General features: G+C 69.3%; 25 protein-coding genes. 11 read left to right on the top strand and 14 right to left on the bottom strand.

What is annotated here, in order from left to right:
- The first annotated feature begins 194 nt into the window (after window positions 1-194).
- Window positions 195-437: a hypothetical protein gene (locus tag ACFQQC_RS08035; RefSeq protein ID WP_376861442.1), complete on the top strand. Its 243-nt coding sequence runs from the start codon at window positions 195-197 to the stop codon at window positions 435-437.
- Entirely contained in the window at window positions 415-1,053 is a 639-nt protein-coding gene (locus tag ACFQQC_RS08030; protein WP_376861440.1) for a zeta toxin family protein, read from the top strand. Before ACFQQC_RS08035 ends, ACFQQC_RS08030 begins: the two co-directional genes overlap by 23 nt.
- On the opposite strand, the gene ACFQQC_RS08025 is transcribed toward ACFQQC_RS08030, so the two are convergent.
- The 5 genes from ACFQQC_RS08025 to ACFQQC_RS08005 all read right to left on the bottom strand — a co-directional run bounded on the left by ACFQQC_RS08025 (window position 1,038) and on the right by ACFQQC_RS08005 (window position 5,594).
- A complete protein-coding gene (locus tag ACFQQC_RS08025) occupies window positions 1,038-1,976 on the bottom strand; it encodes a bifunctional riboflavin kinase/FAD synthetase (RefSeq protein WP_376862094.1) in 939 nt (312 codons plus the stop codon). The genes ACFQQC_RS08030 and ACFQQC_RS08025 overlap by 16 nt on opposite strands.
- Window positions 1,976-2,437 (bottom strand): MaoC family dehydratase, encoded by a 462-nt coding sequence (locus tag ACFQQC_RS08020; RefSeq protein WP_376861438.1) that lies wholly within the window; start codon window positions 2,435-2,437, stop codon window positions 1,976-1,978. The genes ACFQQC_RS08025 and ACFQQC_RS08020 overlap by 1 nt, the downstream gene beginning before the upstream one ends.
- A 38-nt stretch (window positions 2,438-2,475) precedes the next feature.
- Window positions 2,476-3,345, bottom strand: coding sequence for a TIGR01459 family HAD-type hydrolase (locus tag ACFQQC_RS08015; RefSeq protein ID WP_376861436.1), 870 nt, complete (start codon window positions 3,343-3,345; stop codon window positions 2,476-2,478).
- 359 nt (window positions 3,346-3,704) lie between these two features.
- Window positions 3,705-4,049 carry a hypothetical protein gene (locus ACFQQC_RS08010; RefSeq protein WP_376861434.1) on the bottom strand — a complete coding sequence of 115 codons (345 nt, stop codon included), beginning with the start codon at window positions 4,047-4,049 and terminating at the stop codon, window positions 3,705-3,707.
- Between the two features lie 276 nt (window positions 4,050-4,325).
- The gene (locus tag ACFQQC_RS08005; RefSeq protein ID WP_376861432.1) at window positions 4,326-5,594 is read right to left on the bottom strand and encodes an EAL domain-containing protein; all 1,269 of its coding nucleotides are present in this window, start codon (window positions 5,592-5,594) and stop codon (window positions 4,326-4,328) included.
- Between the two features lie 110 nt (window positions 5,595-5,704).
- On the opposite strand from ACFQQC_RS08005, the gene ACFQQC_RS08000 reads away from it, so the two are divergent.
- Entirely contained in the window at window positions 5,705-6,475 is a 771-nt protein-coding gene (locus ACFQQC_RS08000) for an SDR family NAD(P)-dependent oxidoreductase (protein WP_376861430.1), read from the top strand.
- A 16-nt stretch (window positions 6,476-6,491) separates the two neighbouring features.
- Window positions 6,492-7,394, top strand: a complete 903-nt coding sequence (locus ACFQQC_RS07995; RefSeq protein WP_376862092.1) for a lysophospholipid acyltransferase family protein — start codon at window positions 6,492-6,494, stop codon at window positions 7,392-7,394.
- 18 nt (window positions 7,395-7,412) lie between these two features.
- On the opposite strand, the gene ACFQQC_RS07990 is transcribed toward ACFQQC_RS07995, so the two are convergent.
- The 5 genes from ACFQQC_RS07990 to ACFQQC_RS07970 form a co-directional block, all read right to left on the bottom strand.
- Complete coding sequence (locus ACFQQC_RS07990; RefSeq protein ID WP_376861428.1) at window positions 7,413-7,913, bottom strand: response regulator; 501 nt, start codon at window positions 7,911-7,913, stop codon at window positions 7,413-7,415.
- Window positions 7,914-8,031: 118 nt separating this feature from the next.
- Window positions 8,032-8,856 (bottom strand): M23 family metallopeptidase, encoded by an 825-nt coding sequence (locus ACFQQC_RS07985; RefSeq protein WP_376861426.1) that lies wholly within the window; start codon window positions 8,854-8,856, stop codon window positions 8,032-8,034.
- Window positions 8,856-9,056: a DUF2093 domain-containing protein gene (locus tag ACFQQC_RS07980; protein WP_376861424.1), complete on the bottom strand. Its 201-nt coding sequence runs from the start codon at window positions 9,054-9,056 to the stop codon at window positions 8,856-8,858. The genes ACFQQC_RS07985 and ACFQQC_RS07980 overlap by 1 nt, the downstream gene beginning before the upstream one ends.
- A 72-nt stretch (window positions 9,057-9,128) precedes the next feature.
- Complete coding sequence (xseA, locus tag ACFQQC_RS07975) at window positions 9,129-10,601, bottom strand: exodeoxyribonuclease VII large subunit (protein ID WP_376861422.1); 1,473 nt, start codon at window positions 10,599-10,601, stop codon at window positions 9,129-9,131.
- Window positions 10,602-10,637: 36 nt separating this feature from the next.
- Window positions 10,638-13,277: a TonB-dependent receptor plug domain-containing protein gene (locus ACFQQC_RS07970; RefSeq protein WP_376861421.1), complete on the bottom strand. Its 2,640-nt coding sequence runs from the start codon at window positions 13,275-13,277 to the stop codon at window positions 10,638-10,640.
- 97 nt (window positions 13,278-13,374) lie between these two features.
- On the opposite strand from ACFQQC_RS07970, the gene ACFQQC_RS07965 reads away from it, so the two are divergent.
- The 6 genes from ACFQQC_RS07965 to ACFQQC_RS07940 all read left to right on the top strand — a co-directional run bounded on the left by ACFQQC_RS07965 (window position 13,375) and on the right by ACFQQC_RS07940 (window position 17,897).
- Window positions 13,375-13,533 (top strand): hypothetical protein, encoded by a 159-nt coding sequence (locus ACFQQC_RS07965; protein ID WP_376861419.1) that lies wholly within the window; start codon window positions 13,375-13,377, stop codon window positions 13,531-13,533.
- A gap of 14 nt (window positions 13,534-13,547) precedes the next feature.
- On the top strand, window positions 13,548-13,988 hold the full coding sequence (locus ACFQQC_RS07960) for a hypothetical protein (RefSeq protein ID WP_376861417.1): 441 nt from the start codon (window positions 13,548-13,550) through the stop codon (window positions 13,986-13,988).
- A gap of 58 nt (window positions 13,989-14,046) precedes the next feature.
- Window positions 14,047-15,321, top strand: a complete 1,275-nt coding sequence (gene purD, locus ACFQQC_RS07955) for a phosphoribosylamine--glycine ligase (protein ID WP_376861415.1) — start codon at window positions 14,047-14,049, stop codon at window positions 15,319-15,321.
- Window positions 15,322-15,393: 72 nt separating this feature from the next.
- A complete protein-coding gene (locus ACFQQC_RS07950) occupies window positions 15,394-15,591 on the top strand; it encodes a CopG family transcriptional regulator (protein ID WP_376861413.1) in 198 nt (65 codons plus the stop codon).
- On the top strand, window positions 15,579-15,851 hold the full coding sequence (locus ACFQQC_RS07945) for a type II toxin-antitoxin system RelE/ParE family toxin (RefSeq protein ID WP_376861411.1): 273 nt from the start codon (window positions 15,579-15,581) through the stop codon (window positions 15,849-15,851). Before ACFQQC_RS07950 ends, ACFQQC_RS07945 begins: the two co-directional genes overlap by 13 nt.
- A 129-nt stretch (window positions 15,852-15,980) precedes the next feature.
- Entirely contained in the window at window positions 15,981-17,897 is a 1,917-nt protein-coding gene (locus ACFQQC_RS07940) for a methyl-accepting chemotaxis protein (protein ID WP_376861409.1), read from the top strand.
- Window positions 17,898-17,963: 66 nt separating this feature from the next.
- On the opposite strand, the gene ACFQQC_RS07935 is transcribed toward ACFQQC_RS07940, so the two are convergent.
- Window positions 17,964-18,683 carry a murein L,D-transpeptidase catalytic domain-containing protein gene (locus ACFQQC_RS07935; RefSeq protein WP_376861407.1) on the bottom strand — a complete coding sequence of 240 codons (720 nt, stop codon included), beginning with the start codon at window positions 18,681-18,683 and terminating at the stop codon, window positions 17,964-17,966.
- 143 nt (window positions 18,684-18,826) lie between these two features.
- On the opposite strand from ACFQQC_RS07935, the gene ACFQQC_RS07930 reads away from it, so the two are divergent.
- Window positions 18,827-20,128, top strand: a complete 1,302-nt coding sequence (locus ACFQQC_RS07930) for an amidohydrolase family protein (RefSeq protein ID WP_376862089.1) — start codon at window positions 18,827-18,829, stop codon at window positions 20,126-20,128.
- A gap of 6 nt (window positions 20,129-20,134) precedes the next feature.
- On the opposite strand, the gene ACFQQC_RS07925 is transcribed toward ACFQQC_RS07930, so the two are convergent.
- From ACFQQC_RS07925 to ACFQQC_RS07915, 3 genes are read right to left on the bottom strand one after another with little or no spacing between them, the layout of a single operon-like run.
- Window positions 20,135-20,662 (bottom strand): hypothetical protein, encoded by a 528-nt coding sequence (locus tag ACFQQC_RS07925; protein ID WP_376861405.1) that lies wholly within the window; start codon window positions 20,660-20,662, stop codon window positions 20,135-20,137.
- Between the two features lie 27 nt (window positions 20,663-20,689).
- A complete protein-coding gene (gene lpxK / locus ACFQQC_RS07920; RefSeq protein WP_376861404.1) occupies window positions 20,690-21,691 on the bottom strand; it encodes a tetraacyldisaccharide 4'-kinase in 1,002 nt (333 codons plus the stop codon).
- A complete protein-coding gene (locus ACFQQC_RS07915) occupies window positions 21,688-22,983 on the bottom strand; it encodes a 3-deoxy-D-manno-octulosonic acid transferase (RefSeq protein WP_376861402.1) in 1,296 nt (431 codons plus the stop codon). The genes lpxK and ACFQQC_RS07915 overlap by 4 nt, the downstream gene beginning before the upstream one ends.
- Between the last annotated feature and the right edge of the window lie 2 nt (window positions 22,984-22,985).

Raw genomic sequence — 22,985 nt, 5'->3', positions numbered from 1 at the left:
GTCGATCGTTCGCGTGGTTTCGATGGATTGTCCCGACGTGCGCGGGGCCGGCGGCCCTGCAGCGCTACGCCGGGCGGCTAATCGAAATCGGGAGACGGACGCGAACGGTCATGGTGCAGGCGGTCTAGCAGGGGCATGAACCGCGCGCCAGCCGAAGCCTTGCCAAGAGTCCCGACCGGGCCGATATTTGCCCCATGACCGACGTCACCATCCAGCGCGCCGCCAGCGGCAAGCGAGCCGGCAAGAAGCCGAAGGGCGTCACGCTCCAGCGCGTCACCGCGGCGGACGGGCAGAAGGTCACGGTTCGCGCCGTCGACGCCCACAGCCCGACTTTCGGCGAGGACTTCCTCTACGTATTCACCAAGAACGTCGAGGCGGCGCGGCAGGAGAACAAGCGCCTGTTCGGTTCGGCCGATGGCGTCAAGAAGCCCGCGTAGGGCGCCAACCCTCTGGATCATCGCCGGCCCCAACGGTTCGGGGAAGAGCAGCGCCTATGGCATGGCGGCGGTGAATGAGCCCAGCGGCTCGATCTGGATCATCAACCCGGATGAACTGGCCCGCCGCATCGCGGACGAGGAGCGGCTGGAGCTGCTCCCGGCCAATCTGGCGGCGGTGCAGCGTATCGAGGCCTGGCTGTCGACCTCGATCGACGCCTACCAGACCATCGGGGTGGAGACCGTCCTGTCGACGCCGAAGTATCGGCGGCTGGTGGAGCAGGCGAAGGCCAGAGGGTTCTCGGTCAGCCTGATCTATGTCTTCCTCGAAAGCGCGGACCTGAACATCGAGCGGGTGGCGACGCGGGTGCGCAAGGGCGGCCACGCGGTGCCGGAGGACAAGATCGTCAGCCGCAGGCTGCGGTCGTTCGAGCAGTTCGGCTGGTTCTTCGATCAGGCCGATACGGTGGGGGTGTACGACAACTCCGGAGCGACCCCGCAGCTGGTGCTGAGCAAGCGCGCGGATGAGGTGGTGATCTACAGCGACCTGCCGGACGAGATGCTGGGCTCGCTGGAGCAGGTCATTCCCGGGCTGCGCGCCCTCTACGACGCCGACTGAGCCAGGGCCGCGCGGGCGTCGGCGGCGTCCCGGTCGATCTGGACCTTGAGGGCGTCGAGGCCATCGAACTTCAGCTCGCCGCGGAGGAAGGCGAACAGTTCGGTCTCGACCGTCTGGCCGTAGAGGTCCTCGTTGAAGTCGAACAGCCAGACCTCGAGCAGCGGGTCTTCGGTCGGGTACATGGGGCGGACGCCGAGGTTGGCGACGCCGTCGATGAGGCGACCGTCCGGCAGGCGAGTGCGGGTCGCATAGACGCCGTAGGCCGGGCGCATATAGCCGCCGAGGCTGACGTTCGCGGTCGGCACGCCGATGGTGCGACCGCGCTTGTCGCCGTGGATCACCTCGCCCTCGACGACGAAGGGACGGCCCAGGATGGCGGCGGCGCGGGTCATGTCCCCGGCCTTCAGCGCCTCGCGCACGGCGGAGGAAGACAGCTTCAGCCCGTCGGCGTCGTCCAGCCGTTCGGCGACCGAGACGGTGAAGCCGGCGGTCTCGCCATAGCGGCGCAGGGCCTCGGGCGATCCGGTGCGGCCCTTGCCGAAGGTGAAGTCGAAGCCGACGGCGGCGTGGGCGATGCCCAGACCGTCGCCCAGCACCTCGCGGGCGAACTGCTCGTCGGTCATGGCCGCCATCTCGCCGTCGAAGGGCAGGAGGTAGAGGCGGTCGACGCCGAGGGGCTCCAGCGCGCGGGCCATCTGGTCCGGCGTCATCAGACGGAAGGGGGCGGCCTCGGGCTGGAACCAGCGGCGCGGGTGCGGGTCGAAGCTGACCACGGCCAGCGGAACGCCGAGCCGGGCGGCGGCCTCACGGGCGAGGGCGATGACCGCCTGATGTCCGCGATGAACGCCGTCGAAGGCGCCGATGGCGACCGCCGCGCCCCGCTGGGCGGCGGGCAGGTCGCGCCAGCCGCGAACGATCTGGATCAACGGGCCGACGGCTTGCGGCGGCGCGGGACGCGCACGGTGGCGATGCCGTCCATGATCAGCTTGCCGTCGACGAAGCCCTCGCAGTTCAGCTCGACGCGGGCGCTTTCCTGATCGACCGAGATCACGCTGATGCGGATGGTGACCACGTCGTCGATGCGGACCGGCAGGTGGAACTGCAGCTGCTGGGAGATGTAGATCGACCCGGCGCCGGGCAGGACGGTGCCGACCACAGCCGAACCGAAGGAGGCCGAGAGCAGACCGTGGGCGATCCGCCCGCGATAGGCCGTCTTGGCGGCGAAGGCCTCGTCCAGGTGCACCGGATTGAAGTCGTCCGACGCCTCGGCGAACAGGCGAATCCGGTCCTCGGTGGCCGTGATGATTTTCTCGGCGGCCATGCCGACGCGGAGTTCCTCGAGGATGTAGCCGCCCGAGGGATGTTTCTGAACCAGATCAACCATGAGGGGGTGTTAGCGCCCGTGCGTCAGAATGACCATCCTCACCATGCCAGATCGAGCATGGCGTAGCGTGCATATGTGGTTTCAGCCTTCAGGAGATCGGCGGCGCGGGCCGGGTCCAGGCGGCCGTCAGCGCCGCGCGCCTTGTCGCCGTGGATGCCCTGGGCGATGAACAGGCAGTCCAGCGCCTGCTTGTCGGCGCCGAGCACATCGGTGACCACGCCGTCGCCGATGCACAGGACGCGGGAGCGGTTGACCGGGCCGCCCAGCAGGTCGGCGGCGTCCTTCATCGCCAGATCGTAGATCGGGCCGAACGGCTTGCCCGCCATGGTCACCCGCCCGCCGAGGGTTTCGTACAGATCGGCCAGCGAGCCGGCGCAATAGATCAGGCGATCGCCGCGCTGGGCCACGCGATCCGGGTTGGCGCAGATCATCTCCAGCCCCCGTTCGGCGGCCTCGGTCAGGCGTTCGCGATAGTCCTCGGGGGTTTCGACCTCATCGTCATAGGGGCCGGTGACCGAGAGGAAGGCGGCGTCCGATGCGCCCGCGGCGGTGGTCAGGCCGAGACCTTCATACAGCGGGGCGTCGCGGTCGGGACCGATCAGCCAGGCCGGACCGGGCGCGCGCCTGGCCAGTTCGGCGCGGGTGGCGTCGCCGGAGGTGACCACGGCTTTCCAGCTGTCGCGCGGGACGCCGAGCCCGTCCATCTGGGCGATGACGCCGGCGCTGGTGCGGGGCGAGTTGGAGATCAGGATGACGTGGCCGCCCTGCTGGTTGAACCGGGTCAGGGCCTCGCACGCCTCGGGCCAGCTTTCGCGGCCGTTATGGATCACGCCCCAGACGTCGCAGAGCAGGATGTCATAGTCCCCGGCGATGGCGCCGAGACCGGTGAGGGCGTGGGGGAGGCTCATGGGACGGAGATAGCGGTTCGGGGGGGCGGGGTGAAGGGCGGGGAGTAGGGAGTAGGGAGTAGGGAGTAGGGAGTAGGGTGGGCTTGGGGAACCTCGCCAACTCGTCCTTGCTTTCGTCATCCTCCGGCGAGCGCAGCGAGACCGGGGGACCCAGCGGCGCGCGTGAGCGCGAAGCTGTCGCGAGTGCGACTGCCTGACCCTGCTGTGTTTCGCCGCCGTCGCGGCGCCGCTGGGTCCCCCGGTCTGCGCCGCTGCGCGGCTTGCCGGAGGATGACGAAAGCAAAAAGGGGGAGCGGCCATCGCCTTGAAGGGGCGATGGAGAGGTGAACCTGTGCGCGGATGTGGGTTTCGGAGGCTCGTCATCGTCGTCGGAGCCGTTCGCGGAAGGTGCGGCGGCGGTTGGAATCCGGGGCGACGGGCGAGGCCGGGGCTTCGCGGATGATTTTCGCAGCATCGGAAAAATTCGGGTGCGAACAGTGCGGATGGGTTCGGCAAAGGCTGTCGTCGAAGACCCATTTCCCCGCCTTGCCGGCCTCGATGCGGGCGGCGAGGCGAAGAGCGCGCAGGTATTTGACGATCACACGATGGAAAGAGCGGACGCGGCGGGTGTCGCCCTGACGACGGGCGAGCGCCAGCTGCAGCCGGGCGAAGCGATGCTTCTCCCGGAGATCGGCGCACTGGCTGGCGAAGCGGTCGCGGTCCATGCCGGACAGGATCGCATGCCGGTGCGTCAGATTTGGTCGTATGGGGTGGTGGTGACCGCGCCAACCCGACCCCTCCGTCTCTCGGGCTATGCCCTCGAGCCACCTCCCCACTGCGTGGAGAGGTGAGAACCCCTCCGTCTCGTCGGCTGCGCCTCCGAGCCACCTCCCCACCTCCGGTGGAGAGGTGAAGTTCGCCTCACCTCTCCGGCGAAGCCGGGGAGGGGGACCATGCAAGCCGAAGGCGAAGCATGGTGGAGGGGTTGCGGTGAGCGGGTGTCACCCGAACCGGCGGCGCTGTTCGGCGCTGCGCAGGGTGGAGCGGAGGAATTCGGCGGGCGGGTCGGTTTCGGCCAGCACCTGTTCCTTGATGGCGCGCGGCTCGCCGAAGAGGTGGCCCTGGCCCATGCCGACGTCCAGTTCGAGGATATCGACGATCTGGCGCTCGCTCTCGCACTTCTCGGCGATGACCTCGATGCCGTAGCGGCGGGTCAGTTGGGCGAAGTCGGCCGCCTGGATGTCGCGCAGCGACGGGATGGCCGGGCCGTTGTCGAGGTCCAGCAGTTGTTCGATCAGCAGGTCGGCGGCGACCTTGAGGAAGCGGACGTCCGAGCGTTGCAGGTCGGCGAAGTCGAGATCCAGCGTCTGGACCTTGTCGATGGAGAAGCGGAAGCCGAGGTCGGCCAGCTTGGCCATGTTGCGGGCCTCGACCGCGCCGCGGGCGTCGAAGACAGCTTGGCCCAGTTCGAAGATCAGGGCCTGGTTCAGGTCGCGGTTCTCGCTGAGGAAGTCGAGGAACTGCGGGAAGAAGGTCTCGTCGCCCAGGGAGGACAGGGCCACGTTGCAGAAGACGCCGACCTTGCGGTCCTGACGGGCCAGACGGCGGACGATCTGGGCGCAGCGGAACAGCAGCAGGTTGTCGATGGCCGGGACCAGCCCCTCGCCCTCGGCGACCGACAGGTATTCGGCGGGCATCATCACCCGGTCGTCGGCGGCGCGCAGACGGGTGAAGCTTTCGTAGAAGATGGTCCGGCGCTGGGGCAGGGAGACGACCGGCTGCAGATAGAGGTCGACGCGGTTCTCGGCGAGCGCTTCATGGATGGTCTGGAGCAGGACGTTGGACTGCTGCTGGTAGCGGGCCTCGAAGGCGCTGGCGGGCGTCGGGCGGCTCATGCGCTCGTCGATCGAGACGCTCATCTGCTGGATCAGGGTTTCCAGCATGCGGACCTCGCCGGAGAGTTGCTCGGTCGAAGTGAGGGCGCCGGCCTCGATGGCCTGGGCCAGTTCGGTCAGGGCGCCTTGCGTCGACTCCATCGCGTCGGCCAGCAGGCGGTGGGCCTCGCGGACCTGATCAATCTCTTTCTTGAGGGCGGCGCGCTGGGCCCGGCCCACGATCAGGACGTGGGTCGCCAGAAGCAGGCCACCCGCTGCGAGGCCGCCGGCCACGCCCGCGCCGGCGCCGAGGTTCGCGCGCCACAGGAAGGCGCCGACGGTCATCGCCAGGAACAGGTAGCCGAAGAACAAAAAGCCGTTGGTAATGGCGCGCATGGGTTACGGAGTTTCCGCCTTCCCGGATGGAATCGCCCGAGTATCGGGGTATCACGAGGCTACGCATAGGGTCCGGACACGGATTTCTCCCCACGCATTCGAGGTTAACGATGGAATTGTTCGATCTGACCGGCAAGGTCGCGGTGATTACCGGCTCCTCCAAGGGCATCGGCAAGGCGATTGCCGAGCGGATGGCCGAGCACGGCGCCAGGGTGGTGATCTCGTCCCGCAAGGCCGAGCCCTGCGAGGCCGTGGCGAATGCGCTGAATGAGAAGCACGGCGCGGGCACGGCCATCGCCATTCCGGCCAACATCGCCTCCAAGGAAGAGCTGCAGCGGCTGGTCGACGAGACCAACGCCGCCTTCGGCAAGATCGACATCCTGGTCTGCAACGCCGCGTCCAATCCCTATGCCGGGCCGATGGCGGGGATTTCGGACGACCAGTTCCAGAAGATCTTCCACAACAATGTGCTGGCCAACCACTGGCTGACCCAGATGGTCGCGCCGCAGATGCTGGAGCGGAAGGACGGGGCGATCCTGATCATTTCGTCGGTCGGTGGTCTGCGCGGCAACGCCCTGATCGGCGCCTACAACGTGTCCAAGGCGGCGGACATGCAGCTGGTGCGCAATCTGGCCGTTGAATACGGCGCCTCGAACGTGCGGGTGAACTGTATCGCGCCGGGCCTGATCCAGACCGATTTCGCCCGCTATCTGTGGGAGAATGAGGAGGTGCTGAAGGTGACGGTCGAACCGAACCCGATGAAGCGCATCGGCCAGCCGGACGAGATCGCGGGCACGGCCGTCTATCTGTGCTCGAAGGCCGCGGCCTATGTGACCGGCCAGACGCTGGTCGTGGACGGCGGGCTGACGATTGCCTGGTGACGAACGCAAGGTGAGCCTGGGCCAGGATCTGTCCTGGCGGCTGGAGGCGGTGGCCTTCGCCGGCTTCGTGGGCCTGATGCGCCTGCTGGGTGTGGACCGAGCGTCGAACCTCGGCGGCTGGCTGCTGAAGACGCTGGGGCCGCTGACCAGCACCCACAGGACGGTGACGCGCAATCTGCGCATCGCCTTTCCCGAACTGTCCGTGGCCGAGCGCAAGGCGCTGGCGCTGGAGGCGTGGGAGCGGGTCGGCCGGACCTTCGCCGAGACCCCGCTGCTGGACCGGATCACGGTCGAAAGCGGGCGGCTGGAGGTGGTCGGCCTGGAGCGGATGCACGCCATTCGCGACGGCGGACGGCCGGTGGTCTTCGTCTCCGGCCATCTGGCCAATTTCGAGACGATGGCGAGCATGATCCTGTCGTCCGGGGTGCCGTGCCAGATCACCTACCGCGCCGCGAACAATCCCTATGTGGACGCCCAGATCCGCGACACCCGCGCCCGCTACGGCGTGAAGCTGTTCGCGCCCAAGGGGGGAGATGGCGCGCGGGAGCTTCTGCACGGGCTGGAGCGCGGCGAGTCCGTCGCCCTGCTGAACGACCAGAAATTCTCGGAAGGTCCGGAAGTGACCTTCTTCGGCCAGCCGGTTAACGCGGCGCCGGGGCCGTCGCGGCTGGCGCTGCGGTTCGGGACGGTGCTGCAGCCGATCTCGGTGGTGCGGCTGCCGGGCGTGCGGTTCCGGGTGACGGCGCATGAGCCGATCGAGGTGACCGCGACCGGCGACCGGCAGGCGGACATCGCGCGCGGCGTTCAGGCCATCACCACCTTTGTCGAGGATCGGGTGCGAGAGGTTCCGGCGGACTGGTTCTGGGTGCACAAGCGCTGGCCCCAGTCGGTCTATGACGCCCTGCCGCCGGAAGAGTGACGGCGGGCCCCGATCGGGTCAGATGTCGCGCGAATTGTCCTGCGCCCGCCGCCAGGGGCCGTTGTAGGCGCCGGACTGGACCCGGCGGCGGTCGGGGCCGAAATAGCCGTCGGTCTTCACATAGGGACGCGGCTTGAAGATCACGGCCTGGATGCGGTCGAGGATGGCCTTGGCCGTGATCGGCTTGACCACGAACTCGGTGACGCCGGCGTCGCGCGCCTCGTAGACACGGCTCTTTTCCGAATGTCCGGTCATCATGATGATCGGCAAATAGGGATTGGCGCTGTCCGGGCTGTTGCGGACCAGACGGGTGAACTCGACGCCGTCCAGCGGGAACATGTTGAAGTCCACGATGACCAGATCGACCGGATGCTCGCGCAGGATTTCCAGCGCCGCCGCGCCGTCGGTCGCCTCGCGCACCTTGCGGATGCCGGCGGACTGCAGAACGGCGGAGGTGATCGCCCTCATATGCTGGTTGTCGTCAACCAGAAGAACCTGAAGAGAGGCGAGGGAGGACATGCGGACGCGGCTTGAACGGTGACGGTGAAGCCGTCGGACTACTCAGGTCTAGGGATGGATTCGGTTCGCGTCCATCGGCGAACGGCGTTTCAACTTTAGCGTAAACGGCCAAGCTTGCTCAGGATTTGACCAGCAGGGAGGGATCGATGTTGCGGTCCCGCCATTTGCCGCGCCAGCACAGGTGCGGGCCGGTGGCGCGGCCGGTCATGCCGACCCGGCCGATCAGGTCGCCGCGCATGACATCCTGTCCCTGACGGACCTCGATGCGGGACTGGTGCAGATAGGCGGTGATCAGCCCCTGGCCGTGGTCGATCAGGACCAGACCGCCCTCGAAATGCATGCCGGAGCGGGCGAGGGTGACGCGACCGGGGGCGGGGGCGCGGATGGCCGAGCCCTGCGGCGCCGCCAGATCAATGCCGTAGTGGGGGCGGGCGGGCGTGCCGTTCAGCACCCGCTGCGAGCCCCAGCGGCTGGTGACGCGATACGTCTCCAGCGGCCAGACGAAGCCGTCCCGGAAACCGTCGGCGTCGATGCGGCTGGCGAAGGCCTCGGTCTTGATCGCCACCTCTTCCTGGATCCGGGCCAGAAGGGCGGGATCGGTGGGGGCGACCGTCGAGGGCGGCAGGCCGTTGACGCGGGTGGACGGGAAGCGTCCGGGCGCGATGTCGAGGGTGCGCGAGGCGGCGCGGCCCTGCAGCCGGGCCTCGATCTGGACGCTGCCGGGCGCCTCACGGTCGAAGCCGACGATGAACCAGCCGTCGGCCGAGGCGGCGGACAGGGCCTCGCCGTCGACGAAGATCAGGGCGCGGGGCCAGGTGCGGCCGATGGCGTGACCGCCCTGGACGAAGCGGCCGGTGAGCTCGAGGTCGGTGGTCTGCGACCGGGCCTGTCCGGCGGCGAGCAGGGCGGCGCTTCCGGCCAGAAGGCCGCGTCGGTCGAGCATCAGGGCTGCTGGCCCAGACGCTGGAAGGCCTCGGCGGGCCCGGCATAGGGCTCCTGCAGGCTGGCCGACCAGTAGCGCAGGGTCTCCAGCGGAATGGTCTTGCCCGAGACGGCGCAGGTCACGAACCGGCCCGGCTTGAGCACGGCGAACTCGCCGTCGCCGTAGTGGAGGGTGGCCTGCGGATTGGCGGTCTGGTCCATGCGCCAAGCCTAACGTGGGCGGTGGTCAGGCGCCAAGGCGGAATTCCGTCTCCCCGAGGGAGAGGCGCGCGCCTAGAACAGATCACCCTGTCCCGGCGGGGCCGGCCTGGGTTTCGGGGCGGGGCGCGGCTTTGGGGCGGGGATCGGCTCGCCTCCCGCTCCGCCGTCGATGCGCGCGCCCTTCGCGCCGTCGGCGAAGACCAGCCTGACCGCCTGCCCGTCGTGCAGGCCCGAGGCGGAGGCGATCATGGCGCCATGCTCGTCCTCGACGCGGGCGAAGCCGGGCTTGGGCCGTTTCGGGTCGAGGCTGGTCAGGGCGCGGGACAGGGCGGCGAGGCGGGTCTGGTCGCGGTCCAGACGACGGCGGATGGCGGGCTCGAAGCGTTCGGACACGGCGACCATCCGGTCGTGACGACGCTCGATGGCACGGTTCAGCAGGCCGTCGGACAGCCGGGCCGAGACGGCGGCGTACTGGCGCTCGTGGACGGCGACATTGCGGTGCAGGGCCGAGCCCAGCTTGCTGCCGGCGAGGTCGAGGCGCTGCTGGGGCAGGGCCAGCAGGTCCTCGGGCCGGGCGGGCAGGCCGCGGGCGGCGGCGCGCAGGCGGGTGCGGCGGTCCTCGAGCAGACGGCCCCCGGCGCGGACCAGCCGGCGCTCGAAATCGGCGACGGCGTACTGCAGGTCGGCCAGGACCGGGGTGGCGATCTCGGCGGCGCCGGTGGGGGTGGGGGCGCGGCGGTCCGAGACGAAATCGATCAGGGTGGTGTCGGTCTCGTGCCCGACCGCCGAGATGATCGGGATGGAGGCGGCCGCGACGGTGCGGGCCAGAGTCTCGTCATTGAAGCACCACAGATCCTCGACCGAGCCGCCGCCGCGCGCGACGATCAGCAGGTCGGGGCGGGGGACGGGGCTGTCGGCGGTCAGGGCGTCGAAGCCGCGGATGGCGTTGGCGACCTGCCCGGCGGCGGCGTCGCCCTGCACCACGACCGGCCAGACGATGACCCGGCAGGGCCAGCGCTCGGCGATGCGGTGCAGGATGTCGCGGATGACCGCGCCAGTCGGGCTGGTGATCACGCCGATGGTGGTCGGGAAGGTCGGGATGGGCTTCTTGCGCGACCCCTCGAACAGGCCCTCGCCCGCCAGCTTCGTCTTCAGCCGCTCCAGCTGGGCCAGAAGGGCGCCGGCGCCGGCGGCCTCCATGCTCTCGATGACGATCTGATAGGAGGAGCGGGCCGGGTAGGAGGTGATCTTGCCGGTGACGATGACCTCGAGCCCCGACTCGGGGCGAACGCCGAGACCGCGCACCACGCCCTTCCAGACCACACCGTCGATGGCCGACTTGTCGTCCTTGAGGGTCAGATAGACGTGGCCCGAGGCGTGGTGATTCACCTTCGAGATCTCGCCGCGCAGGCGGACATGGCCGAAGCGATCCTCGAGCGTGCGCTTCAGGGCGAAGGACAGCTCGGAGATCGACAGCGGCGGATTGTTGTCGCGCGGCGCGGGCGGTTCGTCCGCCGGGCCCTCGAAGACGTAGTCATCGCTCATGGCCGGACCCTAGCGGGAGGAGGGGGACGGGGGAACTCAGAACCGCTTGGTCAGGCCGACGGTGATGATGCGGCCGCGCGGATCGGCGACGACCGGATCATAGCCGAGGGCGAACTGGGCCAGCGGCGGATCGGAATCCCCGAGGTTCACCACGCCGACCGACAGGTCCAGCGACGGGGTGACGGCGCGGACATATTGCAGGTCCACGGTGGTCCAGCTGTCGATGGTTGCGTCGGTGATGCCGCTGCGGTCATTGCGGTAGCCGCTGGTGTAGTGGGCCAGAAGGGTGACGGTGTCGGTCGGACCGCTCCAGCCCAGCGCGATCTCGCCGCGATCCTGCGGCAGGGAGCGGGCGATGGTGTTCTGGTTGGTCGAGCCGAGGCCCGAGGTCGCGGCGGCGCCGGGCGTCAGGCGGATGTCGTACTTGTCGACGTACGTCCAGGTCGCGGCGGCGGAGAGGACGCCGCCGAACAGGTCGCGGTCGTAGCGGGCGGACAGGTCCAGCCCCTGCGTCTCGATGGACGAGGCGTTGACGAAGCGCAGGTCGACGAAGGTCAGGGCGCCGTTGCCCGCGCGGGTGACGCGCTGCTGGGCGTCGGTGCCGGTCAGGCCGGCCAGATCGTCGGCGGCGGCGCGGTCGATGAGGGTCTGGGCCGACTCCTTCACGATCAGGTCGGTGTAGTCGATCCGCCAGGCGTCGAGGCCGAGGCGCAGGCCGGGCAGGGGCGTCCAGATCGCGCCGAGGGTCAGGGCCTCGGACTTTTCGGGCTTCAGGTCGGGATCGCCGGTGGTCAGGGTGTTGACGAAGACGAAGGCGCCCCGGTCGAAGACCGAGGGCTGCGACGCCTGTGCGCCCGACAGGGTGAAGACGGACGGGGCGCGGAAGCCCTGGCCCCATGACGCGCGCAGGGTCAGCGTATCGGTGGCGTCCCAGCGGACCGCGACCCGCGGGCTGAGGGCGTCGGCGCCGCCGTCATAGACCTCCTCGCGCAGGGCCAGCTGGGCCTCGATGCGGTCGCCGAGGTGCAGGCGGGCCTCGGCGAAGGCGGCGAACACCTCCTGATCGCCGTCGAAGTCGGGCGAATAGCCGGCGGTGAGCAGGTCGCCTGCATTGACCAGATCGCTCCAGTCATGGCGCAGGCTGCTGCGGCGGTACTGGGCGCCGAAGGCCAGGTCGAGGCGGCCGCCGTCCCATGCGAAGGCGCGGCCATCGGTCTGGAGATCGACGGTGGTCAGGGTGGCGGCGCCGCGCAGGCCGGTGGAGCCGGTCAGGCTGGCGATCAGCTCGGGGCTGTTGGCCGTGCCGGTGCCGAGGAAGGCGCTGCCGAAGGGGTTGAACCACTGGCAGGGGCCGACGCCGGGCGTTCCGGTCGCCGGATTGCAGCCCGCGCCGCCCAGACCGTTGAGAGCGTTCTGCAGGGCCGTGCCGATGCTGTCCGGCTTGTCATAGGCGATGTGCTGACGGCTGGAGGTCGCCGAAACGTCCCAGTCCCAGCCGTTGGCGAACTGGCCGGAGACGCCGCCCGACAGGCGCCAGGTCTCATAGTTGAAGACGGCCTCGGAGGCGCCGGCCTCGGCGCCGAGGGCGCGGCCGCGGAAGAGGACCGCTTCGCCGAACGGATTGTCCGGGTGGTTGGCCGGCACGGTCAGGGCGCGGGCGAGGATGGGCAGGGACGGGCTCTGCCGGGCGATGGTCTCGGTTCCCGACCATGCGGCCTGCAGCCGGAGCTCGACGGAACCGACGGGACGACGCCAGTCGGCGAACAGCTGGGTGCGGGTCTCTTCCGGCGCGAGGTCGAAGAAGTCCGAATAGTCGAGACGGCAGAAGGCGTCGGTCGGGCTGTTGCGGAAGGCGCTGGTGAAGGCCGGGTTGGCGCAGTCCGGGTCCGGGGCGTAGCCGTTGGTGCTCGGGCGGAAGTAGGAGCCGGGCTGACCGTAACTGGTCACGGCGGTCCAGCCCGCACGGCCGTAGGTCTCCGCCTGGGTGAAGTCGCGTTCGTCCGAGCCGAGGGCGGAACGGTGGGCGTAGGATCCGGCCAGCGTCAGGTCGCCGCCCAGAACGGTGGTCCCGCCGATGGCCTCGATCAGGCTGTCCTCGGCGCCGTCCATGATCCCGTAGCGGGCGCGCATCTCGGGGCGATCCACGCCCGAGCGGGTGACGAAGTTGACCACCCCGGCCACGGCGTCCGAGCCGTAGACCGCCGAGGCGCCGTCCTTGAAGGCCTCCACCCGCTCCAGCGCGATCAGGGGCACGAGGCTGTTGATGTCGACATAGGCCGAGCCGTCGGTGGCGACCGCGGCGCTGGAGGTCCAGCGCAGGCCGTCGACGAGCACGAGGGTTGAGCCGAGGCCGAGGTTGCGCAGGTTGAACTGGGCCGTGCCCGAGCTCTGGGGCTGGTTCAGCTGATCGACCTGCGCCTCGGAGCCCGAGTTGGCGGTGAAGAGCTGCAGCATGCGCGCCGGGTCGGTGACGGCGGCAGCCTCGAGATCAGTGCGGTCGATGACCTCGACGGGGGCCAGCCGGTGGGCGCCCGACAGGCGCGAGCCGGTGACGACGACCTCATCCAGGGCGGCGGCCTGCGGCGCGGTCTGGGCCTGAGCGGGGGCGGCGAAGGCGCACAGGGCGGCTCCGGCGAGAAGGGCGAGACGACGATCGGTACGGGGGGAATCGAACATGGTCGGGCGGTTTAGGCCCCATTGTTGGACAGCGACAGGGTGAAGCTTGGCCGGATGTGATGGGGAACGGCGTTCAGGTGTGGGTCGTTTTCAGACCATGGCCGCTGACCCGCCCGACACCGACCCCGCCGATCAGGATCCCCGCGAGCGCGGACTGCGCCGCCGGACCGGTTCGCCCGAAACCAGCCTGTGGCTGGTGATCGGCGGCATCGTGATGCTGGCGGTGGTCGCCTACGCCGTGTTCGCCCTGATCTGATCGAGGAGCTTCCCATGATCCGCACCGCCCTTCTGAGCGCCGCCGCCGTCAGCCTTCTGGCCGTCGCCGCCTGTTCCGACACGACCGATGACGTGGTGCAGGCGCCCGCGCCGGGCGCCGCGCCTGCGCCGGTGACCGAAGCCCAGGCCGAGACCGCGCAGGCGACCGCCGCGCTCGCCTTCGGCATGACCCGTCAGGAACTGGAGGACGCCGATCTGGTGTCGGCCAACTATACGGACCTGGGTGATATCGACACCCTGGTGCTCGATCCGAACGGCGCGCTGACCCATGTCGTCGTCGAGCTGGAGGGGCCGGGCGACCGAAAGGTGGCCCTGCCGATCGATCAGGTGCGCGGCATCGCCCATGACGACGGAAAGTTCATGGATGTGACGACGGATCTGGGGGCGCAGCAGCTGGCGGCGATGCCGGAATGGACGCCCACGCCGGCGCGTTGACACCGTTTAACCCTGCTGACGACTTGACCGCCTTCGCAGGTGCGGTAGTTCGCATGGCATGAATATCCTGCTGGTTGGATCGGGTGGGCGCGAGCACGCCCTGGCGTGGAAGATCGCGCAGTCGTCGCTTGTGAAGCGTCTCGTCATCGCGCCGGGCAATCCGGGCATGGAGAAGCTGGGCGAACTGGTCGCCGTGAAGGCCACCGACGCCGAGCAACTGGCGGCGCTGGCGCGCGAGATCAAGGCTGATCTGGTGGTGGTCGGTCCCGAGAGCGCGCTGGAGCAGGGGCTGGCCGACCGGCTGGCCGCCGCGGGGATTCCCTGCTTCGGCCCGACGGCCAAGGCGGCGCAGCTGGAAACCTCCAAGGCCTTCTCCAAGGCCTTCATGGAGCGGCACGAGATTCCGACGGCCGGTTTCGGGGTCTATGAGCGACTGCACGAGGCGCGGCAGGCTCTGACGGTGTTCAAGCCGCCGTACGTCATCAAGGCCGACGGTCTGGCCGCCGGCAAGGGCGTGGCCATCTCGCCCACCAAGCGCGAGGCCGAGAACGAGATTGAATGGATGCTGGGCGGCCGCTTCGGCCAGGCCGGCGCCCGGGTGGTCATCGAGGAGTTCATGGACGGCGAGGAAGGCTCGCTGTTCGCCCTGTCCGACGGGCGCAACTACGTCCTGCTGGGCGGCGCCCAGGACCACAAGCGCGCCTATGACGGTGATCTGGGCCCGAACACCGGCGGCATGGGTAGCTATTCGCCGGCGCCGGTCTTTACCCCGGAGCTGGTCAAGGCGGCAGAGCACAAGGTGGTCAAGCCGGTGATCGAGGGGATGGCCGCCGAGGGCATGCCCTATCGCGGCGTGCTGTACGCCGGTCTGATGGCGACCGAGGACGGCCCGAAGGTGGTCGAGTTCAACGCCCGCTTCGGCGATCCGGAGTGCCAGGTGCTGATGATGCGGCTGGGCGGCGATATCGTGCCGATGCTGCTGGCCTGCGCGCGCGGCGACCTGAGCCGGGCGACCCTGCCGGAGTTCCTGTCCGAGACGGTGATCTGCGTGGTCATGGCGGCGCAGGGCTATCCCGACAGCCCGGTCGAGGGCTCGATCATCCGCGGCGCCGAGCAGGATTTCGGGCCGAATGTGCAGGTCTTCCACGCCGGCACCAAGCGTCGCGATGACGGGCAGCTGGTCGCCGCCGGCGGCCGGGTGCTGAACGTCTGCGCCCGGGGCGCGGACATCGCCGAGGCCCGCGAGCGCGCCTATGCCGCGATCCGCAAGATCGACTGGCCGGGCGGCTTCTACCGCACCGACATCGCCTGGCGGGCGCTGGATCGCGGGTAGCCGCGGACTTCGGGCTACTCGTACAGGTTGAGGGCGGGTGCAGCCGTCGGTCCGGTGTGTTAACCTGTCGGCATGGATGAGGCCGACAAACACTTCGCTGAAGAGCCGGTAGCCTTTGACGCCGAGGACGCGTCGGTGCCGGATGCGCGTGAACAGCAGGCCTTGGCGGATATCGCGGCCGGACGTTTCATTAGCAATGACGCGATGGTCCGCTGGCTCCGGACTTGGGGCGATGAAACGCCCTCGCCGCCGCCTGAATGCGGCGAGTAATCTGGTCACCGGGCGCTCGATCAGAGCTCCTCGCAATTCGCGACTATGTGCGAGCCTTCAATGTGTCTGCGGCACAGAAGCTGGCCGGGCGGCTGATTGAAGCCGCGGGCGATCTGACCGAGCACCCTGATCGCGGACGCTTTGTCCGAGAGGGTGTGCGAGAGCTTGTGACGGTTCGACCGTACGTCATCCGTTACGAGATCGCCGGCGAGGAAGTTCACATCCTCACGATCCGCCACTCCGCTCAACAGACGGAATGAGAGCCAGCCTCCCGCATCACGAGAGTGCTTCTCGAGCGTAACTATACGGGGTTATGCCTAATCGCTGATTAGTCAGGTTTTCAGGGAACGATGGGATGTGGAGGGGTTCGCTCCTCACACGGATCACCCATGAAGACCCTGACGATCGGAAAACGCATCAGCCTTCTGACCCTGCTGGCGGTCGCGGGGCTATTGATCGTGCTGGGCCTGGCCCTGATGGAGCTGAACTCCGCCCTGCGGACGCAGATCGCCGATCGCACGCAGAAGACGGTCGAGGTCGCGCATAGCGTGGTGGCCCATTTCCACGCGCAGCAGGTGGCCGGTCTGATGACCGAAACCCACGCCAAGGAGGCCGCGAAGGCGACGCTTAAGGATCTGCGCTACGCCGGGACGGACTATTTCTGGATCAATGACATGCATCCCAACATGGTGATGCACCCGACCAATCCGAAGCTGGACGGCACCGACATCACCGAGAACACCGACGCCGACGGCGTGAAGATGTTCCAGAAGATGGTCGAGGTGGTCCGCGCCGACGGCGAGGGCTTCGTCTCCTATCAGTGGAACAAGCCGAACGAGGAACAGGCGTCGCCGAAAATCTCGTTCGTGAAGGGGTTCGCGCCCTGGGGCTGGGTGATCGGGTCGGGCGTCTACACCGATGAGATCGCCGCCCTGGTGGGCAAGACGGCGCTGGCGCTGGGCCTGATGGCGCTGGTCGTGGTGCTGGCCATGGCCGTGGGCGGCGTTCTGATCGGACGGTCGGTGTCGCGGCCGGTGGTGGCCCTGTCGAGCCGCATGCGCTCGCTGGCGGCGGGCGACAAGACGTCGGCCATTCCCGGCCTGCAACGCGGCGACGAGGTCGGTCAGATGGCCGCCGCGCTGGAAACCTTCCGCGACGCCGCGATCACCGCTGAACGTCTGGAGGCCGAGGCGGTCTCCAGCCGCAGCGCCACGGAGACCGAGCGCGCCCGCAACCAGCAGATGACCGAAGCCGCCGCCCAGGAGCAGGCGGTGGTGGTGGCGGCGCTGGGCGAAGGGCTGGACCACCTGATGCGCGGGGACCTGACCTACAGCCTGACCCAGCCCTTCCCGCCGCACTACGCCAAGCTGCAGAACGACTTCAATGCGGCCATCGCCCAGTTGAAGACGGCGATGTCGGTGGTGGTGACCAATGTCTCGGCCATCCGTTCGGGCTCGGGCGAGATCAGCCACGCCGCTGACGACCTGTCGCGCCGGACCGAGCAGCAGGCCGCCTCGCTGGAAGAGACCGCCGCCGCGCTGGACGAAATCACCGCCACCGTGAACCGCACCGCCGCCGGGGCGCGCCAGGCCTCGCAGACCGTGCAGGCCGCCAAGGGCGACGCCGAAACCAGCGGGGACATCGTGCGCGACGCCGTCGGCGCCATGAGCGCGATCGAGAAGTCGTCGCAGGAGATCAGCCAGATCGTCGGCGTCATCGACGAGATCGCCTTCCAGACCAACCTGCTGGCCCTGAACGCGGGCGTTGAGGCGGCGCGGGCCGGGGACTCCGGTCGCGGCTTCGCGGTGGTCGCCTCGGAAGTGCGGGCCCTGGCCCAGCGCTCGGCCGACGCCGCCAAGGAGATCAAGACGCTGATCTCGGCCTCGACCCAGCAGGTGAACGCGGGCGTCAATCTGGTCGGTCAGACCGGCGAGGCCCTGCAGCGGATCGTCAGCCGCGTGGCCGAGATCGACGGGCTGGTGTCCGAGATCGCCGCCTCGGCGCAGGAGCAGGCGACGGGGCTGCAGCAGGTGAACACCGCCGTGAACCAGATGGATCAGGTGACCCAGCAGAACGCCGCCATGGTCGAGGAATCGACCGCCGCCAGCCACTCGCTGTCGCAGGAGGCCGAGGTGCTGGCCGGTTCGGTGTCCCGCTTCCGCATCGGCGATGCGCCGCAGGCGGCCGCGGCTCCGACGCCCCGTCCCGCCGCGCGACATGCGTCCGTGCCCCAGATGCGGACGGTCGGCCAGGGCGGCGCGGCGCTGAAGTCGCATCCGGCCGAGGACGGCTGGGAGGAGTTCTGAGGCCTGGGCTCAGGCTGAAGGGAAATCAGGGCCGGGTCGGACGATGTCCGGCCCGGCCTTTCTGATTCAGGCCCAGGCGAAGAGAAGGCGGCCTTCGCCCATGCGCTCGCGCAGGCGCGGCAGGTCGGTGTGGGCGACCGAGAAGCAGCCGTAGCTGCGCCCCAGCTTGCCCTCGCGGGCCAGGAAGGCCGGATCGGCGTAGTCGGCGCCGTGGATGATGATGGCGCGCTCGCGGGCGTTGTTGTTGGTGTACTCCAGCCCGTCCAGCAGGACGTTCGGGCCCTGCTGCGAACCCCAGCTGGCGCCGGCGGTGGCGAAGGCGCCGACCGAGGACTTGTAGCTGTCCGGGGTGTTGGAGAAGGTCCTGGCATAGCCGGAGTGATCCGGATCCGACCCGCGCCCGTGGCAGGTGCGCATCAGGGTGATCTCGCCGCCCGCCAGATCGACCTCGTACAGGCGCTCGTCACCCGAGAATTTGGTGAAGTCGACCAGATACATGCGATCGCGCTGGGTGATCTTGTGGCCGTGGATGTCCATGGCGGCGAGGGCGCGTTCCATGAGTTCGGGACGAACCTGACCGCGCGGGTCGAGCAGACGGGTCGAGTTCAGCCGGGCGGTGATGGCCTCGGGCTCGGCGGCGGCGACCACGATCTGAGGCGTCGGAACCGGGGTGGCTTGCGCGGTGGTCACCGGGGCCAGGGCGGTCGGGCGGGTGGCCGCCGCGGAGGCGCAACCCGACAGAAGCGCCGCGCCGCCCAGAATGAATCCACGTCTTGCAAGCCGCATGCGACGCCCCTCGCACGTTTCACAGGAAGTGACGGGTTGTTTCAAAACGGGCGGACGCTGGCAACCTGAGCCTTGGCTCCGGGCCGTGGACAGGTACAGTGAAGCGGGGACAGAGGGAGATTTTCGTGAAAAGCCTCACAGCAATGATGGCGGCTTTGGCCGCGTGCATGGCGACAAGCGTCGCGGCGCAAACGCCCGCGAGCCCGTCCGTTTCGCCCGAGGCGGGAACGACGTTCGTCCAAGTGGGGCGACTTCTGGCCGACCCGGCGACCGGCGTTGTGCAGCGCGATAAAACTCTCGTGATCAGAGGGAACCAGGTCGTCGAAATCCGCGACGGCTTCGTCGGCGAGGGCCGGATCGTCGATCTGAGGGGCGCCTTCGTGCTGCCCGGACTGATCGACAGCCATGTCCACCTGACCGGCGAACAGAACCCCAACTCCCGGCTGGAAGGGGTGACGCAATCCAATGCGGACCAAGCCTTCGTCGGCGCGCGCTTCGCGCTGCGGACGCTGGAGGCGGGCTTCACCACGGTGGCCGATCTGGGCGCGACGAACGAGTCGATCTTCGCCCTGCGCGACGCGGTGCGGCGCGGCGACGTGCCCGGCCCGCGCATCATCGCCTCGGGCGAGGCGGTCTCGATCCACGGCGGCCATGGCGACGTGAACGGCTATCGCGACGACATCATGCATATGTTCACCGGCGAGAGCATCTGCTCGGGCCCGGAGGACTGCATGCGCGCGGTGCGGCTGCAGGTGCGGGCGGGCGCGGACATCATCAAGATCACGGCCACCGGCGGGGTGCTGTCGAACACGGCGGCGGGGCTGGGCCAGCAGTTCTCGGACGAGGAACTGGCCGCCATCATCGACGCCGCCCACCGGATGGGCCGGCAGGTCACCGCCCACGCCCACGGCGGCGACGGGATCAACAGCTTCCTGCGGGCCGGCGGCGACTCGATCGAGCACGGCACCTATCTGGACGCCGAGTCGATCCGGCTGATGCGGCGCGACGGGGTTTATCTGGTGCCGACCCTGATGGCGGGAGATTTCGTGGCCCGCATCGCCTCGGGCCCCGACAACTTCTTCACGCCCGCCCAGACGACCAAGGCCCTGCAGGCCGGGCCGCTGATGCTGGACATGGCGCGCCGGGCGCATGAGGGCGGGGTTCGCATCGCCTTCGGCACCGACAGCGGCGTCTCGGCCCATGGCGACAATGCGGGCGAGTTCGTCCTGCTGGTGCGGGCGGGGCTGACCCCGCTAGAGGCGATCCAGACCGCGACGGTCAATGCGGCGGCGCACCTGCGCATCTCCGATCAGGCCGGAAAGATCGCGGTCGGCATGCCGGCCGACCTGATCGCGGTGGACGGCGATCCGCTGACGGACGTGGCCGAATTGCTGGACGTCGACTTCGTGATGAAGGGCGGGGTGGTTTACCGCGACGCGCAGTAGGGGCCTCTATTCCCCGGATGCGGGGCTGGGCCGGCCCGGTGCGCGCGGGGCGGCCGGGGGCGGGGCGTCGGCCTGTTCCCCGGTGGGCGCCGGCGCGCGAATGTCGAGCAAGGCCTGCCGCATCGAGGTGACCTCGAACGCCAGGATGACGGTGAGCCTGGAGGTCTCCGGATCGATAAGGCGGACGGCGTTGATGGAGCCAACGAACGGATCCCCGCGACCGGAGGCGAGATACTCGATCTGGGCCGCCTCGTCGTTCATGATCCGGTCCGCCAACGCGCGGTTCAGGAAGCCGGCGTCAGCCTCGGGATAGGGGACGATCTCCAGCCCCTGCGCCCGGAGCCAGGCCAGATAGCGATCCGCCACCTCGCGGGCGTCCGGTTCGTTCGCCTCGAAACAGAAGACCTGAACATTATCTCTAGGCGAGTTGCAGGGCGTGAACGGTGTCGCGCCTTCCAGAACAGGAATGCGGAAGTCCTCCGGTTCCCCGGAACCGGTCATGAGAGCGAGGGAGAGGGCGAGCGCGGTCAGCATGGGCGAGCCTCCGGAAACGGGGTTGTCCTAGCGGTGTTCGAGCAGACGCGCGAATCCCGCTTCATCCTCGAACGTCGCCTTCACGGGCCAGCTGACTACCTTCGCGCGCCAGTCGGGCGGCAGGCGGGACCAGTCCTTTTCGGTGGTGACGAGCGTGGCGCCGAAGATCTCCGCGCGCTCGGCGAGGAAGCGCAGGTCTTCCTCCTTGAAGGCGGCGTGGTCGGGGAAGGGGGCGAAGTCGGCCAGTTCGCCGCCGGCGGCCTTGAGCGAGCGCTCGACCTTCCACGGCTTGGCGATGCCCGCGAAGCCGACCAGCGGGCCGGACGGCGGCGGGCCGGCGGGCTCCAGCCGGGCGATGAAGACGGGCAGGGCGCCGAAGGTCTCCAGCAACTCCTCGTCCGGCTCGGCGAGGTCCGAGGGCATCAGGATGACCACGGCGTCGGCGCGGGCCAGACCGGCCTTCAGGGGTTCGCGCATCGGGCCGGAGGGGAAGACCGAACCGTCGCCGAAGGGCCATTCGTCATCGCGGGTCTCGCCGTCCACGACGATCAGGCTGAGGGTCTTCTTCAGCGCCGGGTTCTGATGGCCGTCGTCCAGCACCAGCGCTTGCGCGCCATCAGCCGCCGCAGCCTTCGCCCCGGCGACGCGGTCGCGGGAAATCCACGCCGGACTGTCCAGCGCCAGCATCAGGGGCTCGTCGCCGACATCGACGGCGGTGTGGGTTTCGAGGTCGACGCGGACGGGGCCTTCCAGCTTGCCGCCATAGCCGCGCGACAGGGCCTGGGCGTCGACGCCGGACTGGCGCAGCAGGCGCAAAACCTCGCGGGCGATGGGCGTCTTGCCCGAGCCGCCGACGGTCAGATTGCCGATGGAAATGACCGGCACGCCCGGATCGACGGGTGTCGCGCGGGCGATGCGGCTGGCGGTCACGGCCGCCCAGATCCACGACACGGGCTTGAGCAGCATCCGCGTCATGGCCGCCGACTTGCGGTCGCGCAGATACCACCATTTGGGCGTGCTGAGGCTCATCGGCGCGTCCGGGCGGGCGGCGGAGGCAGAAGGGGCTGGAGGCTGTCGATCAGCCGCTCCAGACCCGAACCGGCCTCGGCGGCGGCGCGGCGGCCGCGATCGCCCATGGCCTTGGCGGCCTTGTCGTCAGCCAGCAGAGGCACGAGCACGCCGGGCAGGTCCCACGGGGCGGCGACGATCCGCAGCCCGCCAGCCTCGACCAGCGCCTCGGTGACGGCGGCCCAGTTGGTCATGTCAGGGCCGGTGACGGCGGGCTTGCCCAGTCGCGCGGGCTCCAGCGGGTTGTGGCCGCCGACCGGGGGCTTCTCCAGAGCGGCGGAGAAGCTGCCGCCCATGACGACGACATCGGCGAGGCGCAGGAACAGGCCCATCTCGCCGAGGGTGTCGGCCACATAGAGGTCGGTGTCGCCGTCCGGCTGGCGGCCCTGAGACCGCAGGGCGAAGCGGTAGCCGTCGCGGGTCAGGGCGGTGGCGATGGCGGCGCTGCGTTCCGGGTGACGCGGGATCAGGATCAGGCACAGCCGGTCGGTCAGCTTGTCCAGCGCGCGGACGATGGCGATCTCCTCGCCGTCGTGGGTGCTGGCGGCCACGACCACGGGCCGGTCGCCGATGGCGGCGCTGAGTTTGGTGAAGGCCGCGCCGTCATGGGGCGGGGCGTCGCCCGCCAGCTTGAGGTTCACATGGCCGTCGATGCGGGCGCCGAGGCTTTCCAGCCGGTCGGCGGACACGCCGTCCTGCGGCAGGACCACGTCAAAGGCCGACAGGATCTTGCGCGCCGCGCCGGGGAAGCGGCGCCAGCCGGCGACGGTCTTTTCGGTGATGCGGGCGCTGGCCAGCACCAGTTTCACGCCCCGGCGATGCGACTCCAGGATCAGGTTCGGCCAGAGCTCGCTCTCGACGAAGACGCCGACGACGGGCTTCCACTTCGTCAGGAAGGCGTCCACGGCGCCGGGCGTATCGACCGGGGCGAACTGATGGATCACGCCCTGGGGCAGGCGCCGGGCCAGCAGATTGGCGGACGTCAGCGTGCCGGAGGTGACGAGGATGTTCAGGTCGGGGCGCGTGGCGCGCAGCCGCTCGACCACGGGCAGCAGGGACAGGGTCTCGCCGACGCTGACGCCGTGCAGCCAGACGATCTCGCCATCCGGGCGGGGCGTGCGGGTGATCCCGAGGCGCTCGTCGACGCGGATTGGGTCTTCCTTGCCCTTCTTGGCGCGGGCGTCCAGCAGGCGCGGAGCCAGCGGCTCCAGCGCCCTGGTCAGGAGCCGGTAGAGGATGAGGGCGGGGCTCAAGG

The organism is Brevundimonas sp. GCM10030266, assembly GCF_042666595.1.
Classification (GTDB): domain Bacteria; phylum Pseudomonadota; class Alphaproteobacteria; order Caulobacterales; family Caulobacteraceae; genus Brevundimonas.
This window is presented reverse-complemented; position numbering and strand designations above follow the sequence as displayed.

Coding starts and splice junctions, on each gene's coding strand:
- ACFQQC_RS08005 (WP_376861432.1), bottom strand. CDS start 5,594: ATGCGCGCCATTACCAACGGCTTTTTGTTCTTCGGCTACCTGTTCCTG.
- ACFQQC_RS08010 (WP_376861434.1), bottom strand. CDS start 4,049: ATGGACCGCGACCGCTTCGCCAGCCAGTGCGCCGATCTCCGGGAGAAG.
- ACFQQC_RS08030 (WP_376861440.1), top strand. CDS start 415: ATGGCGTCAAGAAGCCCGCGTAGGGCGCCAACCCTCTGGATCATCGCC.
- ACFQQC_RS07940 (WP_376861409.1), top strand. CDS start 15,981: ATGAAGACCCTGACGATCGGAAAACGCATCAGCCTTCTGACCCTGCTG.
- ACFQQC_RS08020 (WP_376861438.1), bottom strand. CDS start 2,437: ATGGTTGATCTGGTTCAGAAACATCCCTCGGGCGGCTACATCCTCGAG.
- ACFQQC_RS08000 (WP_376861430.1), top strand. CDS start 5,705: ATGGAATTGTTCGATCTGACCGGCAAGGTCGCGGTGATTACCGGCTCC.
- ACFQQC_RS08035 (WP_376861442.1), top strand. CDS start 195: ATGACCGACGTCACCATCCAGCGCGCCGCCAGCGGCAAGCGAGCCGGC.
- purD (WP_376861415.1), top strand. CDS start 14,047: ATGAATATCCTGCTGGTTGGATCGGGTGGGCGCGAGCACGCCCTGGCG.
- ACFQQC_RS07980 (WP_376861424.1), bottom strand. CDS start 9,056: ATGGACCAGACCGCCAATCCGCAGGCCACCCTCCACTACGGCGACGGC.
- ACFQQC_RS07960 (WP_376861417.1), top strand. CDS start 13,548: ATGATCCGCACCGCCCTTCTGAGCGCCGCCGCCGTCAGCCTTCTGGCC.
- ACFQQC_RS07950 (WP_376861413.1), top strand. CDS start 15,394: ATGGATGAGGCCGACAAACACTTCGCTGAAGAGCCGGTAGCCTTTGAC.
- ACFQQC_RS07930 (WP_376862089.1), top strand. CDS start 18,827: ATGATGGCGGCTTTGGCCGCGTGCATGGCGACAAGCGTCGCGGCGCAA.
- ACFQQC_RS07970 (WP_376861421.1), bottom strand. CDS start 13,277: ATGTTCGATTCCCCCCGTACCGATCGTCGTCTCGCCCTTCTCGCCGGA.
- ACFQQC_RS07935 (WP_376861407.1), bottom strand. CDS start 18,683: ATGCGGCTTGCAAGACGTGGATTCATTCTGGGCGGCGCGGCGCTTCTG.
- xseA (WP_376861422.1), bottom strand. CDS start 10,601: ATGAGCGATGACTACGTCTTCGAGGGCCCGGCGGACGAACCGCCCGCG.
- lpxK (WP_376861404.1), bottom strand. CDS start 21,691: ATGAGCCTCAGCACGCCCAAATGGTGGTATCTGCGCGACCGCAAGTCG.
- ACFQQC_RS08015 (WP_376861436.1), bottom strand. CDS start 3,345: ATGAGCCTCCCCCACGCCCTCACCGGTCTCGGCGCCATCGCCGGGGAC.
- ACFQQC_RS07985 (WP_376861426.1), bottom strand. CDS start 8,856: ATGCTCGACCGACGCGGCCTTCTGGCCGGAAGCGCCGCCCTGCTCGCC.
- ACFQQC_RS07990 (WP_376861428.1), bottom strand. CDS start 7,913: ATGTCCTCCCTCGCCTCTCTTCAGGTTCTTCTGGTTGACGACAACCAG.
- ACFQQC_RS07965 (WP_376861419.1), top strand. CDS start 13,375: ATGGCCGCTGACCCGCCCGACACCGACCCCGCCGATCAGGATCCCCGC.
- ACFQQC_RS07945 (WP_376861411.1), top strand. CDS start 15,579: ATGCGGCGAGTAATCTGGTCACCGGGCGCTCGATCAGAGCTCCTCGCA.
- ACFQQC_RS07925 (WP_376861405.1), bottom strand. CDS start 20,662: ATGCTGACCGCGCTCGCCCTCTCCCTCGCTCTCATGACCGGTTCCGGG.